The following is a 15505-nucleotide window of genomic DNA, read 5'->3' as shown; positions in this document are numbered from 1 at the left end:
AGGGAAGGAAAAAGAGAAGGAGAGAAGGAAGGAAAGGGGCGATGTGGCTTTGGGGTGGAAGGGGGAGAGGTTGGATAGGGGCTTGTGTTGTACAGGGGTGGTATAATTTGGTGGTTGGGAACGTCGCCCGTGAGGAGGGCACCACCATGTACGAAGGGATCCAGCGTGCGCACCAGGTGCTCGTCGAGCAGCTGGCCAGCTTCAATTCGACCTGGCCAGGGTTGGTGGTCGACGGCCGCGTTTGGCAGGTGCCGCTGCTGAACGAGCAAAAGACGCCCGACGTCCTCGAGGTCCGGGAGGTCGACGGCCAGGCGGCGATCGCGCTGGCCACCGCAGCCTTGGCCAGCCACCAGCGCGACGTTGGCCAAGCCGCCGGCACCGTCATGCGTCTGCCGGGCTACTTCCGCCTGCAGGCGAGCGTGCTGCCGCAGGTGTTGGCGATCAATGCGAGCAAGCAGGCGGTCACCGACGAGATCGAGGCGCTTCGGCTCGCCCTGGGCTACACACCCGAGATGCGGCCGCGGCTACTGCGGCGCGCCCTGGGCGCCGGCGTCACCACCAAGCAGCTGCAGCGCACCATCCACGCCTTCGACGGCGCACCGCGGCGGATCTCGTTCACCTGGGCTGGCCACACCACCAGCAATCAGCGGATACCGGTGGCCACCGTGCGCGAGCAGCTGCAGGCGGAGGCCGAGAGTAGGGCGCAGCAGCAGGGGATACCGCTCGAGCAGACGCCCGAGTACCAGGATCTGCGCACCATCGCGAACCTCGCTGACGACCAGGTGCTGATCAAGCACAAGGTCGTCGCCCCGCACCCGCGCTGCACGCTCTGGTTCGGCGAGCGCGGCGAGAAGTGGGACGCCATCATCAAGGCCAATCTGCCGGTGTTCGTGCTCGCCGGCGAGGCCGAGCCGAAGGTCTCAGCGCTGCGAGACTTTAATCGTGCGGCCCGCGGCCGGCAGCGCGGCGATGTGAAGGCGCGCGCTGAGGTCTGGGCGGAGCGCAACCTCTACCTACCCACCGGTGGCCAGCGGTCAGATGTGGATGAGGGTGATCGGGTACCGCTCAAGACGCCTTCAACGTATCGGCTGGGCGGCATAACCTACGAGTCACCGGCCTAGCGCCTGCGCTCAGCTGTGGCGCTCGACCGAGATATCCGTCAGCGCCACGGAGGCAATCCTGGTCGGTCCTGCGGGCATCGGTCTGCCCGGCTCCCTGCTTAGATTGGTAAGGGCTGCCATCATCAGAAAAATCACCGTTACCAAGATCGACAGATCGACCAGGTGCTCCCATCGTCGCACCTGTTCAGGCCACCGCTTTCGCAACTGCGCCCTCGCAACGCTCACTACTACCACGAGCAGCGCGGCCCATTTGATCTCTTGATTAGTCAGCACACTGGCATCCTTTTGCGGCTCCGGCACACCTGCGACAGCAAATAGCTCTGCTGCAGACAGGCTTCCATCGAAGATCCGAACGTTTCTGGAGGCGCAGCTCGACCCGCAAGCACTCCGCTAGCGAAGCGTACCCTCGCTGAGGACCTGGCTGCCCATCGACCGCACCGTCCAGCCGACGATCGAACAAAGCAGCTGAAGCAGCGGTGCGCCTGGCTATGTGTGTCTGATGGCGATGCCGCCGGCACCGTCATACGCCGGCCGGGCTGGTTCCCCCTGCAGGCGAGCGCGCTGCAAGGCGTGTCGATCATCAAGGCGCCCGAGCGGCGCACGATCGACGAGCCCGAATCACGCGAGAGCGCCCTGGGCGCCGTTGCCGCACACCATCCACGCATTCGATGGAGCGCCACAACGGATCTCGTTCACCTGGCCTGGCCACACCACCAGCAAACAGAGGGTGCCGGTGGCCACCGTGTGTGAGCAGCTGCAGGCGGAGGCTGAGAGTAGGGCGCAGCACCAGGGAATGCCGATCGAGCAGACGCCCGAACACCAGGATCTGCGCACCATCGCGAACCTGGCAGACGACCAGGTGAGGATCAAGCACCAGGCCGTGGCGCCACATCCACGCTGCACGCTCTGGTTCGGTGAGCGCGGCGAGTATGGGATGCCATTATCAAGGCCCACCTGCGGGTGTTCGTGCTCGCCGGCAGGGCCGCGCCGAAGGTCTCGGCCCTGCGCAACTTCGACCGTGGCGCGGGCGGCCGGCAGCGCGGCGATGTGAAGGCGCGCGCTGAGGTCTGGCCAGAGCGCAACCTCTACCTGCCCACCGGTGGCCAGCGGCCGCAGGACAGCGCCCGACCTGCGCTCCTTACGCCCTCGACCTATCGGCTCGGCGCCATCGCCTATGTGGCCCAGGGCAAGCCAGGCGCTCGCTTGGGGGACTAGCGTCGCGACCGGGTTGCATTCCCGCCGCGTCGGATACGTTCTACCGAGGTACACAACTACCCCAACCAGCGGACGATCACATGACCAGCTACAGCTTCAAGAAACGAGCCGGGACCGATGCTAGCGACCCCGAGTTCGTGCTTCAGCACCGCGGGAAACCGACACGCGTCCAGATCCAGGACTCATCCAGCTGGGGCGGCGCCTATGCGGTATCAGTCGACTATCTGGATGACGAGGCCGAGCCTCATCTCCTGTGGGTAGCCCTGTCCATCGCAAGCTTTGCTGACGCGGCGCGTGTGGCTATCGGCCATTTCGAGGCGAACCCTCTCGCACGCGTTCAAGACACCGCGCCTGGCGCAGAGCCTGGCTCGCCTTAGCGGCGGCCCAGAACACGGAGGGAAGGGCGCATCAGCGGCGCGAACGGCGACTTAGCGACCCTTGCGTTTTGGAACTGTGCGTTACCATTAGCCTATCAATCAAGGAGGCGCATTATGCACCCCATCATTGCTGGCGAAATCAGGAAGATCGAAGCGTTACTTGAAGGCTACCTTGGCCTTCCACCAGACACTATCAATCTCAATACATTTCAGATAGATCGATTCAAAAGTGTTGCCCCTTCGATCCGTAGAACTGTCGAGCGCGTAGTATTTGTCGCATCGCTTCCCAATACCAGTCAGGCCGACATCGCGTTCGCGGTTAACGCTTCCGATTTCATTGAGCAGGAAGTAGGAAAGCCTCGCGTTCCTAAGATCATTCGCCCGCTCTATGCGTTAGAAACTGAAATTAATGAACGCCCTGCCGTAAATCTGTGCAGGCACTTGGCGTCGATAGGCCTCTCTTTCTACGGCATTGCCTATTGCAATTCCGACACTTTGGAAGGATCGCAGATCGCATATTTTTATGCAGTGACTGCATTAGTTATAGCGTCCCTCGCGACGCACTTAACATATCGACTCAGAAGCACAGCGATGCTATTATCAATACTTGCTTCGACGATTATTGGAGTGGAGATTCTTCTAGCCTTTCAGCCGCCAGCTGCGACTTTCATGCTCTACTTTGTGCTATCGCTAATTTTGCTTGGGTCACAGCTTCAATTGCAGGGCTCCTCAAGCGCGTCGCAGGTTCGCTTTGGAACTTTAGACCCACAACTGCGCGATGCGAATCCTCAACACCCTGACCCACTAGATTCGGCTGATCCTTTCAAAATAAGCGTGTACCACACCCCTCAAGAGGTTATCCGAAACTTGGAAGGCAGAACGGGATTTGGGGATCAGGATAGATACCATTGAAAAAGGCCCGCATTGCGGGCCTTTTCTTTGCTACCTCAATTTGAAACTTTCACCGTGATCGTCACGTTGATTCAGCGTCACTACGTCAGCGAGGGTAGCTCCCGATCCATTGTCGTAGAGTCCCGCCTGGACAAGGTTATCAAACGATCCTCTAGCGACGTCCTCGCCGTAGCCGTTTTTGATAGCGCTATCGCGGTAGATTCCCCAAGTGTTGTTGTCCACGGTGCCCATTCTCGCCGCCGCGAATACTTCCGCTTGAGAGTCGTTGAGATGCAACCGCTTACCCTCGTTGACGTAATCCGCATGCGTACCCCCGGCGTTGAACACTGACCCCATCCGGTTCATTGCCTTCTGCGGTATGCCTCCTAAGACGGATTCACCCATATCGTTGACTCTTTTCCCTTTGTCGGCCAAGCGGCCCTCTGCGCGCTCCCCGGCTTCGGCTACTGCCCGGTTGGCGTATACCTGGCCATCACCAGCCACGATCTCACCTCGACGCGCATGCTCTGCAGCAATCTTGCTGTGGTCCCTTGCGGCAGCATTACCGGCGTCGTATCGGCTCTCAAATGAGCCGGACGACACAGAATGGCCTGCACTTTGCGTTTCCGAGCGAAGGTCCCCAACCTGAGGGCCCTTGAGGCCTTGGAATTCGTTGTGCGCCAGCGACGTTGGGCTAGCACCAAGCTCGCCACCGGAACGGGGATTGCTGTACATATCTCGATCTACTGTCCCGCCTGTCAACACGCCTAGATCGTTGTGCTTGGCCAGCGTATGCAACGCCGCCGCAGTATCTCGCCGTGAAGGATCGACCGTATCGAACATCCGCTTTGCTTCTTGGAACTCCTGCCCATAGTTGTTCATAGCCTCGGCAACGACGGCGTCGGCTTTACCTTCTCTTTGCAACTTTCCTGCCCAAGCATCAGGGGACATAGATAGCTGCATACCGGTGGACTGAAGATAGCTTGAGGTCTCTGAATACTGTTTCTGCGCGGATATTGCCTCTTGGGCAGATTTGGAAAGACTCTGTTGGTCAGCCTGTGATACGCCTAACTTCTCGGAATTCTGAAAATTCTGTGCAACGGAAGAGGAATTTTCTTTTCGAAGAGCATTCGAAACGACTTCGGAAAGTCCAGCCGACCTAGCGTCGTTCATCACGTCACTAGCAGTCTTGCTGTCGTTCCTCGTTGACGAACTTTGCATGTTCGCGCCGATGTTTGCAGATCCGCCTAATTCGACCCCACCCTTGGATTTGCCGTCTTCACCGGTGGCAGCTCCATATTTGCCAAGGCCCAATCCTGCGCTTACATTTCCTCCGGTAGCCAACGATGCAACGACAGCGTCAGTCTGGGCCTGCGAATACCCCATATTGCGCATGTTACCGACCGCTTTTTCGTAGCTGGCATTATTTGTTAGACCGAAGGAATTTGCGAAGGATGAACCGACTGTCGCCTGCTCGCCCAATGTCTTGGCCTGTTCCATCTGGCGCCCATAGGACGAAGTTAGGCTCTTGGCAAAGTTCTCAGAAGCGCTCTCTGCAGTTGCCTTTTGCGACTGGGCGGCATTACTCAACGACTGGCCGATATTAATCGAACCACGGGTTGTCTCAGAACCAGTCTGCCTCGTCCCATTGACGAAGTCGTTCGTCATATAGGGCGTAGTCGCCAAGCCTTCGGTGGGCTTCACGACGTCAGGCGTCACGATCTTCTCGTTGATCTGATCCGTGCCACCGAGGCGCTGGGCCATGCTCGTCAACGCAAACGCGCTGCCGGAAACCAGGAACATGCTGATCACTGGCACGGATGAAGCCATCAGTCCGGCCACCCCGATCGCGCTGTCCAAGGCCGGCAGCATCTGCTTCAGCATCTCGAATGACAGGGCGTTGCCGTCTGTCACCGTGCTGGTCGTCGCGAGCAGGCCTTCCATGACCGTGCCGGTGTACCAGTTCGTGTAGAGGTTGACGATCGCGAGCATCGGCTGCCACAGCATCATCCAGCACAGCATGGTGATGTACTTGGTGATGAGATTCATGCCGAACGTGCCCATCACGAGCAGGAACGCCATCAACGGGGTGATTGCGTAGATGAGGCCTTCGAAGAAGGTCAGGAACGGGCGAACGTACCGGGTGAACATCGAGCCTTCGGCGGCCCACTGCGTGGCCTGCTGCGCCTGAGCCTGGGCGAGCATGATCGCGTAGGCACTCTGCTGGTCTTCCAGCGCTTTCTGGGCGGGCGCACGCTCGAAGATTGGCAGCAGAATGGACGCCATGGTAAAGGCACGTGCGTCCGCCACCTGGAGATTCAGGCCGCGCAGCGCATCGTCCACGCGGGTGGTCAGATCGTCACCTGTAACGACTTTGCCAGGCTTCTGGAACGCTAGTTTCGAGACATCATCCATGACGCCCGGCTGCGCCGAGACGCTGAGAGCCTTAAGCCGGGTATGGGCCTGGGAACAGTTGTAGTAGGTGCCAGTGCCCGTCTTGCCCTCGTAAATCTCGGTACCGTAAACCTCGCTATCGAAGCGCATAGCGTCGATCGGGCTATTGCTGCGCATGAGGGCGCCATAGGCCGTCATGTTGCGCCCGACACCGACCAAAGTGCACTCCTTGATGTAGTTCGTCCATGAGCGTACGAAATCGCCGCCCGCGTTGCTTTCGCCCATCACAGACGGCATAGCCAACACATTGCGCGTCGCGCCGCGGACCTTCATCAGGGTGGTGAGGGGATCAGCGAATCCATAGGTAGTCATCGCCGGCGTCGAGAAGGCCTGCTCCATCTCCTTGGTGAGCTTGTAGCCGATGTTGGAGACCACGGAGCCCACGAAGAGGGGACCGATAGGCACGTTGTCGACCACCACGACGGTACCGTCATAGACGTCCTCTACAACGGCGCGCCCGGTAGGACCGTAGAGCGCCATGTAGAGGATCAGCGCCACGCCAACCTGTTGGAAGGGAATAGCCTGGTTTTTGAAGACCGCCTGGAATCCCAGGAACAGGGTACCGATCAACAACCCCACCTTGGCGAGGGACTCGATGCTGCCCGACCCGGAGATCATGGCCACGGCGTTGAGGATGCTCTCCAGGTAGGTAGCGGAGCCAATGGAATAGATAGAGAACTCCATCACTCACCCCCCTGCACAGGTTTCTCGACGTTGATAAACGCCGCAGGCGGAGGAAGCGATCGCATGCGCGCCTGGTAGTCGAGCAGCAGGTCATTCTCGTTGCCATACCGGGTGAGCAGCACCTGGTATTCCTGCATCAGCCGTTCCCTCGCCTTACCGATGAAATCACCAGCAGGCATGCCGAGCTTGTCGACCATCTTGCCTTTCGTGATCACGGCTTCGGCCGTATCGATGTACGACTTGACGAGCGAGTAGGCGCCCTCGAGCGCCAGCATCTTGGAATGGCCGGCGACAAAGCCCTTCGCCATCGACTCGCTGCCCTGTGACAAGCGTTGCACCATCGCGGAGAAGCCGGGCTTTTGCATCATGTTCAGTAAGCCGGTCTCATCAGGACCAAAAGTGCCAGTATTCGTCGCCCACTTCGTGACGATGCCGACGGAGTTTCCCGATCCGTTGAAGATCTTGATGATCTTTTGCGCCAGGCCGTCGAAGGCCAGGTTAGAGAGCTGCGGCTCCAGGCAGACTGCATCTTCCTTGCACGAATAGACCTGCACCGACTCGGTCTTGACGCCCTCGACGATGTCCTGCAGCGAAATGCCAGTTGGCATCAGCGGCTTGGTGACGATGACCTTGCCCTTTCCATCTTCAGCCTGTTCCAGCCCGGGAATGATCACGGATCCGGTGAAGGACATGATCAGCTCGTCGGTCTGCTGAGAGCCGTATTTGAAGAACTGCTGGCTGTTGTACTGTTTCATTGCACACCAGACGACGTTGCCGGTGTCCTCGCAGCTCACTACGTTGCCGGCATCCGTCTTCATCTCGATCGGCGACTTGGAGTTGCTGCTTCCGGAGAACAGCGATCCGAAGCTATCTGCCAATCCCTTGATGGTGTTACCGGTGGCAGTCTGCATGTTCTCCTTACCTTCGAAGGCCGAGAACGCGTCCGTCACCAGGCCCTGGGCAAGCTGGCAGCTATTGGACATGAGGCCGTTGAGGTCCTGCATCGTCTCCTGCAGGTTGGCGATGGTGTTCTCCACCGTAGGCCCCATGGCCTTGAGCGCCAGCTTGAACGCGTAGCCCGACGCTACGCCGACCGAGTTGGAGGCGATGGAGCGCAGCGACTGAACGAATTGCTGCGCGTTGATGAACGAGAAGGAGCCGGCGAACATGTCGATGCCGCCGCAGCCGGCCTGGAAGGAGGGCGGTCGGAAGGAGACCACCGGCGCCGTTGCGATCTGATTCCGTATACGCATCGAGCCGCCACTGACCACGCCTCGAGTCGCCGTCTGGTACATGCCCGGGTCGGTGCTGTTGGACATCGAGTTGAACATCGAGTCCAGCTGGCTCTCGATGTTGGCGTAGGCGCCCAGGGGCGCGAGGGCCGCAACCAGCACGGCTGCGCACAACGACTGCTTACTGCTGCGCCTCATGGGGCACCTCTCCATCTATGGTCTTGCGGGCGAGCTTGCGGCGCATGCTCTCAACGAATGCGGCGGGGTCCTGGTCGATCTGGTCTTGGCTAAGCCCGTCGTTGTCCTCGAGGGTCAGCAGGCCGTTGTCGAAGAACGGCTGGGTGGAGGCGAAGGTCTTCTGGTCGATAAGCGAGGCTTCGCGCGCAGCGATCAGGACCCGGTTGAACAGCACGTCCAGGGTGATGGCGCCGTAGCCGACAATTTCAGTGCGGCCCGGCGGGATCGCCAGGGCGAGGGCAGGGGCCTGATAGACCTCGAGCTTCTTGGCCTGGCCATCGTCCGTGCGGTAGTTCGCGAACAGTCCATTGTCGAGGGGCGCGCCATCCAGCGAGACGGGGATGATCCGGATGCCGGTGGCCGCGGTGAGCGACTGCAGCACGGCCGCTTGCTCAGCACAGAGCACGCAGTTGCCCTTGAAGAAGAAGAAGAGGCCGACCTTGTTGGCCAGGCCCTTGAGCACCTTGTCCCGGTTGTTCGAGACCTCCCGATTGAGCGCATTGGCAGCGTAGGTGGCCACCGGTCGCCGGCTGTCCTCGTCGAGGAACGGATCACGCATGATCACCTGGCTGGAGCGCTCGGAGAACTTGGACGATTTGTCCATCATCACGCGCTGCAGGTAGTAGTAGGCCTGCACATTGGCATCGGTCGGGTTGTCGATCGCGCGGTCGCGGTACTTGGGCAGGTTGTCCCTGATCCAGGCCACGCTAAACAGCTCCGGCCCTGGCGGCGCCGGCGGAGCGGCCGGTGGCTCAGCCTTCTGGATGGGCGCGGGCGCGGGTGGAGGCGGGGTAGGCGCCTTTACCTCGAGCTCCGGCTCCTCCTCGGGCGGATCCTTGTACCAAAACCAGCCCTCTGCCTTACCGCGGTAGAAGCTTTCGCTACCAGGCGCAGCGAAAGAATCTTTCACGCCATCCGCAGCGTTGTCCGCCGCGCTCGCGATACCTGAAAATGCTGCCGGCCACAGCGCTGCAGCGACGGCTACAGCCAAAAGCGCGCGCCTCATTTCCTACCGTCCAGGTACAAGGCGACGGCGACGGTTGAGTACACCCACCGGGAGCCTCGCTTGCGCCGGTGCGATCCGATCGCACTGACCCACGGCAGGTGTTGATAGTCAGCATTGCCAATTTTTTTGCTGACGTAGGTAACGCTGTAGCCGAGCGCGTCAGCAACCTGTGCGACCGGCATCGACGGTCCATACGCCTGCAGGAGCTTAGGGAGGTGCTTCGATGGGGCGCGAATGCTCTCCAGCGAGCTTCGCTGGCTGTCCAGGAAGGACGCAACGCCCTGCGTGCCGTAGACACAATTGAGGCCTTGCCGGCGCCGGTGTGGGGCGATCGCTGCTACCCAGGGGAGGTGCTGGAATTTGGCGCAGCCTATCTTCTTGCGGACATAGCCGACGCTGTATTCCAGAGCCTCCGCTATCTGCTCCGGCGTCATCACGTCGCCGTAGGTTTCCAGGAGGCCCGATAGGCTGGATGTGGGGGTGAACGAGCTCGTGACAGCTTCGGGCGTAGCGACGGACAAGGACATGCGCGCATCCGGAGTATTGATTCGATGCACACAAGGCTAGGGTTTCGCACGGACCAAAAGCGTTCGATTCACCCCCTTTTAGGGCGCTAACGTTGATCGGGCGGCAATAGCGCAGTCTGTTTGATCCACATCCTATGGACAGACAGCAGCAGCTCGGTCGATGGAAAGGTCACCGGGTGTCTCTGCGGCCCGAACAGAGGAGACAAAAAAGGCTTCGCGCGCGAGCTCATTTTCGAGTTGAATCGAAGCGAGGCGCGGCGAGCTCGATATAGGACTCGTCGATAACCAGTGTCAGCACTATCTGGTGCAGAGCAATTTAATCCGCCTCGCCTGCTACTCCAGCAGAAGACTGCTCAAGCCAAAGGTCTCCAAGGTCTTCGGCGGTATAGCCGGCATTCAGCTCTATATCGTATATATTATTTTAAAATTGCCTCAGGTATATATTTTCCGAATTATATCGGTTCCAACGGCAATGCCGACAACCGTCGATTTTCTCCGCCTAATAGCAAACCTCGATTTCGAAGGTTCCGCCCAAAATCTTGAATGATCTTGCAGACGTAGACACTACTTCATTCCACTCTGTCGTCATCATTCCGTATAGCCCCATAGATTTATAATTTTTATACCCACAGTCCTCCCAGAGAATATTTATTATTGCGTGATTCGGACGATTATAGGTAAGTTGAACATCAATCTTTTGACGGTAAATCTTCTGAACTCCGCCGACTTCAGCACTCACAACCCCCACAAAGCTCGCAAAACTTGTATCATTAGTGATTTCACGAATTGCAGAAATTACAACCTGAGTACTTATAGATGATGTTAGCTGGTCAAGCTTTGCCATGATTGCACCTAAAGCCAAAGATTACAGCTCGATGAGCTATCGAAAGTTCGCATAATCGCAGACAAATTAGAACCGATCACACAGAGCTCCTTTGGAGTAAATTTACATTGCCGAAATAGCCTTGCCTTTGCCAAGCCCTACATAGGTATACTTTGCTCAACCAAGCTTTAAGTGTATATTATAGCCCATGATAAATGAGGTGATTTAACATGCGCAACTCCATATCTTCTGTTCTTAGGATGTGGCCTTTCGGCGTTTTACAGTCTGAAATTTTTGTAAACGCATTTCTTTCGTATGTTGGTTACCCACGACTGGTTAATGTAGCTCCGCTAGGGGGACGAGATGACGGGCGCGACTTGCAAAGTCTCGATGGCATCTTAAGAGTAGCATGTTATTTTCCGATAAAAGAATATAGGCCATACGAAGACATCAAAAGAAAGTATCTGAGCGATTTAAATAAAGCGGAAAGAGCAAAGGCTCAAAAATTCAGCTTCGTCACTGGTCAGGTACTACAGTTAGCAGAAAAAGAAACACTGCTGGGATTGAGCTATACGAGACAAACAGAAATTTTTGGATGCTCAGATATTTTGAATATCGTTAGTGCGCCCGGAGCCGCCCATCTTCGTGCTGAACTGGGTTTCCCTGAAGTGAACGAAAGTCACGACCACGCCTTCTTTACGTCACTCTATTCTATAGTAAGCTTCAAAAATTTGATCTATCTTTTTGAGGAATCGCTACCACCTAGAATATTTCCGATGGGGTTCTTTGAAATCTTTGACACACTGGCGATATTTGATCGCACTGCGCAGCCCGAACTACTAACTGAGGAGATGCATTCAGCTTACCGAAATTGGACGAGCAGGGTTTATGACTTTTCCCATCATCTTTTAGATCTAGAAAACTTTGAAGCGATATTTAATAACCGAACACTTGTGATGAAGAAAGTTTCCCAAGAAGAGTATAAAATCATATCAGCGGTCATGAATGAGACCTTCAATGCCTTGTGGCAGGAAACGAATTCCTTTGTTACGACTATCTCTCGAAGCTTGCGTATCGCAATTCGCTAGCGCATAGCGTAAATTATCGCTGTAACTTTCTTACACTTGGAGGTATAAAAATGCCATATATATCCAAATACCACGGAACATCTAAACAAATAGCGGCCGAAATAGAAGTGGGAAAAATTGACCACTCGTGCGGAGGCGGTGAATTAGGACAAGGATTCTATCTGGGAGAAATGCTCTGGGTTGCGAAAGCTTGGGCTCACAATCGTCATGGCAAAAAAAACTCAGCTGTTGTAAAAATTGAGATTCCAGATCCAGAATTTAACAGGTTATCTATAGAACTACTTTCGCGTATAGATGCTCTAGCTCTGCGGACGGAAATAAAAGCTAGCAACTCCACTAGAACTTACAAACATGGCTATGACGTGCTATGGTCGCCAATAGTTGGAACGACAAGGGTTGAAGCAGATCAATACAAATATGAATCCAGACGTAGTGTTGATATGCTGAATGGAGTGTTGTGTAATCGGAGCGTAGTATGAAGGTTCACTATCTGTGCCATCCGCCCGGAGATTCAATAAATTTCGTGTATGCTACCGAGCTACCTGCCGATTACTATTCGTTAGGGATGTTTGCTGTTGAGGCCTCAAATGCTAACGGAGCTACATCAAATTCATTTAAATTTCCTGCTCAATTAAAAAATAACACCATCATTCTTGAACTAGTCCAGACTAGCGGTCGCACCTACACTGTAGATGTCAAAAAAATTGGCATGAGGTTTTTCTTTAAGCTTGTAAGTTTTGACAAGACCGCACGTTATGTGGGTCAGGCTCGAGATCGTTTTATTGATTACCCATTGCTTCGAGTTCAACCTGCCAATTATCTTCGGTTAGAACAAGCTTGCTTAGACCATGATTTTTATTTTGTAGGAGAAGGCTACGAACGCCCTGAATCGGAGCTAGAAGACTACTTCCAGCTAGCTCCGGCCCCTTAAGCCAAACGGAACGACTCACCATAGAGTTCATCTCAACAACATATCCGATTTAACATAAGTTGTATTATGCGAAGTCTAAACCGCTTCGACAGCTCGTCGCCGACAAGGTGATGAACAGGCGTAAGGTCGGCTGGACGCTAGGACAGCTTGTGTAGCAAAAAGACAATCGCTGCCGGCGTGGAAACGAGAGCACACCCTATGAAGATTGGAACCCAGAAATGCTCAAAGGACCGCCAGACTGGTTTGGAGAGCATCTCAAGGTTCTTCCGGTTTATCTCTGCCGTATCCCTCATAGATTGGACGATCATCAGCTGCATCTCTACCTGAAGACGCCGGGACTCGAGCTCCAAGTTCTCTCTCTCGCTCATGATCAAATCTCGCTGACTCAGCTACCCACTCGAAACAATGCTACCGCTTCTCAGGCCAACCGGCACGGCGTCGTTCGCAGCGCCGGCGGACACGAGAGGCTGGAAGCGCTCAAGCCGCCCGGAGGCGGTCCGGGGGGTACTGGCGCAGGAAGCCAGTCGAGGCTTCAGCTGGCGCCTGCAGCCAGTCCCTGATGGAGCCATTCGGCAGTATCGCCAGCATGCGCTTCTCGTCTTCAGGCCGATGGTAGTTTTTCATGAAGGGGTGATCGTCAGCGTTGACGGTCAGCATGGTGAAGCTGAAGCGCCCCTTGCCATCTGGATCGCTCCATTCCTCCCACAGCCCTGCAATCGCCATCAGGCCGCCGTCGGCACGCTCGATCCGCGTGGGCACAGCCTTCCCGCTGCGCCAGTCGGGCTCATAGATCGCTGCTGCAGGGATGATGCAGTGCTGGGCCCTCTTCCAGGCGGTGCGAAAGGAGTTCTTTGTGGCAGCCGTTTCCGAGCGGCAGTTGTAGGTGCTGCGCCCGAGCTTTCTGTCCTTTGCCCAACCAGGCAGCAAGCCGAACTGGCCTACCGATATGTCGTACTCCGGTGCGCCGTCCTCCTGCGCCTCGGTTGGGTTCAGCCGAACGAAGGGCCCCATGTAGAGGGGCCAGAGCTCGCCTTGGTATTGCTCGTCGACGGAAGCGCCGAATGCGCTTTTCAACCGCGCCGGCGTCGGCGCCTCATAGTGACTGCACATGCCCTGTCGCCTCCGGGAAATCCAACCTGGTGCCGCCGGCTTGTTGGCCGCGCCACCTTGTTTGACCCGTTGGCTACGCTGCGTTCCAGATGGGCTGCTGCCACCTTATCGGTCAAGGAGCCGCAAGCACCCGCGCCTCCCAGCCGCAGGCTCAGCGCCAGGGACAGGTGAGTGGGTCCACCTAGCATGGGATTCGAGCATGATCATAAGCAGATATCTGAGTACCACCGATAGCATCGCGGTCCTCTGAAGCGGGGCAATAGCTAAGCTGCTCCCCAATTCTCCGGGCGAAATGTGGCCCTACTTCACCAGATCCAAGATCTCAGGTCCTGAAATTGGAATGCCAGCAGGGACGCTCACGAAATCGCTGATTCGGCCCAAGAATGCAGCGGCGTCGTCTGTATTCGAGAGGGGGCGGCCGAAGAGCAATACGTTCGCCGGGTAGCCATTCTGATCCCAGTCGATCGAGAGGCGCTCCAGCTGGTACAGCACACCGTTGCGGAGCCGCTGAACAATCCCGTCTTTCTCGTACCCAGCCTGCCCCAGCGCGTGCTCGCAAATAAAGCGCCTGATCGCAGAGCTCTTGAACAACGCGTCAATCTGCGCCTCAGGTGAAGCGTTGCGCACCTGCTCCCAGACTTCCGGCTCCGCCATCATGAACACGCTCATCAGCTCAGTGCGCAGCCGCGCGATGTAGCTTTTCAGCCGGTGGGACATTGGGACCTCAGATCTGTTGTCGCTGGTATACGGTGATCGCTAGCAGACCGGACCGGTCCAGCGCGGGCCTCGTCACGAGCTGCCAGCCCGCCATGCTGCCAAGGTACCGCACGCCGTCTTGGTTACCTGCGTGGCGATGCTGCTTATGCCGAAGTACCTCGGCAGGGAGCGTCACTTCGCGATTCAGGTCACGGACCACCCGCGCCAGCCGCGGGAAGACGTTCTCCGGCTTGCACTCACCCTTCGTCTCGTCCAGGTACTCGACCAGGGTGTGATGGGTCAGATAGATCTTGCCGAAGACTGGGTTCACAACCGACGGTTGCGGAGGCGGCGTTCCGTCCCACTTAACGCAGAAGGCCGGATGCTCCTCGCGGGTCCAGGGCTTGTTCTTCTCGACGCTGATATTGCTCAGGCCGAAGAACTGGGTGCGAAGCGCGTTCGACGTCTCGTAGAGCTCGCCCTTGGAGCTATCCGAGAGCAACAGGCGCTTCACCGCACCGCGCGACACCACAAGCTTCAGGTTGCCGCAGTTACGCTGGTGCCCGGCCAGCTCGAATTGCACCAGGGCGCACCACAGGCCGTAGAGCTCGATGAAGTCGAGCACGTTGTCGCCGAGGTCTCGGCTCAGGTGGACCTCGATCCGGCGGAAAAAGCGGTCGTCACCATTGAACAGGACGCTGTACACGCCTGGCACGTCCGTGGCCGCGGTGCTCACTTTGCAAACTTTATAGGTCATAGTTTTGGATCTCGGCAGGTAACTAGGGCCTAGTCTCCATGCCTTTCGAAAATTGCAAACGCCGATTCTAGCGCGGTTGTGGGTCGAACCTTCCAGCGCGTCATACGATCACTCAGAAGTCGTCGTAGGTAACCTTCCAGAACAGGTCGACGCTACCGTCATCGCGGTGGGCAATGATGACCCCCTCCATCTCGCTGATCGCCTCGAGCAGCTGGTCCCAGTCCTGATCTCTCGCGTCACGCCGTTCAACGTGGACGTGCTTTTCTCGGACGCCAGGCGCGCTCATGACTTGCTTATGAACCCTGGCGGCAAGCTGGTCATAGGGCGTCAATGCCGGCGGTGGGGTGCGGGCCATC

Annotated in this window: 17 protein-coding genes; 7 read left to right on the top strand and 10 right to left on the bottom strand. The window is 57.2% G+C overall.

The window, feature by feature from the left end; all coding sequences use genetic code 11:
- Nucleotides 1-146 precede the first annotated feature (146 nt).
- A complete protein-coding gene (locus DBY63_RS22065; RefSeq protein ID WP_108576371.1) occupies nucleotides 147-1121 on the top strand; it encodes a replication terminus site-binding protein in 975 nt (324 codons plus the stop codon).
- Nucleotides 1122-1130: 9 nt separating this feature from the next.
- Here DBY63_RS22065 and DBY63_RS22060 read toward each other — a convergent pair whose 3' ends face one another.
- The gene (locus DBY63_RS22060) at nucleotides 1131-1394 is read right to left on the bottom strand and encodes a hypothetical protein (RefSeq protein WP_108576370.1); all 264 of its coding nucleotides are present in this window, start codon (nucleotides 1392-1394) and stop codon (nucleotides 1131-1133) included.
- A 693-nt stretch (nucleotides 1395-2087) separates the two neighbouring features.
- Between DBY63_RS22060 and DBY63_RS25320 the strand changes: the two genes are divergently transcribed.
- From DBY63_RS25320 to DBY63_RS24850, 3 genes are all read left to right on the top strand, one after another.
- Nucleotides 2088-2336, top strand: coding sequence for a hypothetical protein (locus DBY63_RS25320; protein ID WP_256594491.1), 249 nt, complete (start codon nucleotides 2088-2090; stop codon nucleotides 2334-2336).
- 80 nt (nucleotides 2337-2416) lie between these two features.
- Nucleotides 2417-2713 carry a hypothetical protein gene (locus tag DBY63_RS22050; protein WP_108576369.1) on the top strand — a complete coding sequence of 99 codons (297 nt, stop codon included), beginning with the start codon at nucleotides 2417-2419 and terminating at the stop codon, nucleotides 2711-2713.
- Nucleotides 2714-2827: 114 nt separating this feature from the next.
- Nucleotides 2828-3625, top strand: a complete 798-nt coding sequence (locus DBY63_RS24850; protein WP_108576368.1) for a hypothetical protein — start codon at nucleotides 2828-2830, stop codon at nucleotides 3623-3625.
- Nucleotides 3626-3655: 30 nt separating this feature from the next.
- Here DBY63_RS24850 and DBY63_RS22045 read toward each other — a convergent pair whose 3' ends face one another.
- The 5 genes from DBY63_RS22045 to DBY63_RS24845 form a co-directional block, all read right to left on the bottom strand.
- A complete protein-coding gene (locus DBY63_RS22045; RefSeq protein ID WP_108576367.1) occupies nucleotides 3656-6742 on the bottom strand; it encodes a conjugal transfer protein TraG N-terminal domain-containing protein in 3087 nt (1028 codons plus the stop codon).
- Nucleotides 6742-8172 carry a conjugal transfer protein TraH gene (locus DBY63_RS22040; RefSeq protein ID WP_108576366.1) on the bottom strand — a complete coding sequence of 477 codons (1431 nt, stop codon included), beginning with the start codon at nucleotides 8170-8172 and terminating at the stop codon, nucleotides 6742-6744. Before DBY63_RS22040 ends, DBY63_RS22045 begins: the two co-directional genes overlap by 1 nt.
- Nucleotides 8156-9217 (bottom strand): conjugal transfer protein TraF, encoded by a 1062-nt coding sequence (gene traF, locus DBY63_RS22035; protein WP_256594490.1) that lies wholly within the window; start codon nucleotides 9215-9217, stop codon nucleotides 8156-8158. Before traF ends, DBY63_RS22040 begins: the two co-directional genes overlap by 17 nt.
- Nucleotides 9214-9744 carry a hypothetical protein gene (locus DBY63_RS22030; protein ID WP_108576365.1) on the bottom strand — a complete coding sequence of 177 codons (531 nt, stop codon included), beginning with the start codon at nucleotides 9742-9744 and terminating at the stop codon, nucleotides 9214-9216. The genes traF and DBY63_RS22030 overlap by 4 nt, the downstream gene beginning before the upstream one ends.
- A 499-nt stretch (nucleotides 9745-10243) precedes the next feature.
- The gene (locus DBY63_RS24845; RefSeq protein ID WP_146750271.1) at nucleotides 10244-10588 is read right to left on the bottom strand and encodes a hypothetical protein; all 345 of its coding nucleotides are present in this window, start codon (nucleotides 10586-10588) and stop codon (nucleotides 10244-10246) included.
- Nucleotides 10589-10797: 209 nt separating this feature from the next.
- On the opposite strand from DBY63_RS24845, the gene DBY63_RS24840 reads away from it, so the two are divergent.
- From DBY63_RS24840 to DBY63_RS24830, 3 genes are read left to right on the top strand one after another with little or no spacing between them, the layout of a single operon-like run.
- Nucleotides 10798-11655, top strand: coding sequence for a hypothetical protein (locus DBY63_RS24840; RefSeq protein WP_108576364.1), 858 nt, complete (start codon nucleotides 10798-10800; stop codon nucleotides 11653-11655).
- A gap of 50 nt (nucleotides 11656-11705) precedes the next feature.
- Entirely contained in the window at nucleotides 11706-12134 is a 429-nt protein-coding gene (locus tag DBY63_RS24835; RefSeq protein ID WP_146750270.1) for a hypothetical protein, read from the top strand.
- Nucleotides 12131-12586, top strand: coding sequence for a hypothetical protein (locus DBY63_RS24830; protein ID WP_146750269.1), 456 nt, complete (start codon nucleotides 12131-12133; stop codon nucleotides 12584-12586). Before DBY63_RS24835 ends, DBY63_RS24830 begins: the two co-directional genes overlap by 4 nt.
- A gap of 477 nt (nucleotides 12587-13063) precedes the next feature.
- On the opposite strand, the gene DBY63_RS22015 is transcribed toward DBY63_RS24830, so the two are convergent.
- The 4 genes from DBY63_RS22015 to DBY63_RS22000 form a co-directional block, all read right to left on the bottom strand.
- The gene (locus DBY63_RS22015; RefSeq protein ID WP_108576362.1) at nucleotides 13064-13696 is read right to left on the bottom strand and encodes an SOS response-associated peptidase family protein; all 633 of its coding nucleotides are present in this window, start codon (nucleotides 13694-13696) and stop codon (nucleotides 13064-13066) included.
- A 300-nt stretch (nucleotides 13697-13996) separates the two neighbouring features.
- Complete coding sequence (locus DBY63_RS22010) at nucleotides 13997-14413, bottom strand: hypothetical protein (protein WP_108576361.1); 417 nt, start codon at nucleotides 14411-14413, stop codon at nucleotides 13997-13999.
- A 7-nt stretch (nucleotides 14414-14420) separates the two neighbouring features.
- Nucleotides 14421-15149, bottom strand: a complete 729-nt coding sequence (locus tag DBY63_RS22005) for a hypothetical protein (protein WP_108582835.1) — start codon at nucleotides 15147-15149, stop codon at nucleotides 14421-14423.
- A 112-nt stretch (nucleotides 15150-15261) separates the two neighbouring features.
- Nucleotides 15262-15504, bottom strand: coding sequence for a DUF1654 domain-containing protein (locus DBY63_RS22000; protein WP_256594488.1), 243 nt, complete (start codon nucleotides 15502-15504; stop codon nucleotides 15262-15264).
- Nucleotide 15505: the final 1 nt, after the last annotated feature.

The organism is Pseudomonas sp. RIT411, from assembly GCF_003057735.2.
Classification (GTDB): domain Bacteria; phylum Pseudomonadota; class Gammaproteobacteria; order Pseudomonadales; family Pseudomonadaceae; genus Chryseomonas; species Chryseomonas oryzihabitans.
The sequence above is the reverse complement of the archived record's forward strand: the minus strand, read 5'-3'. Positions and strand labels throughout refer to the sequence as shown.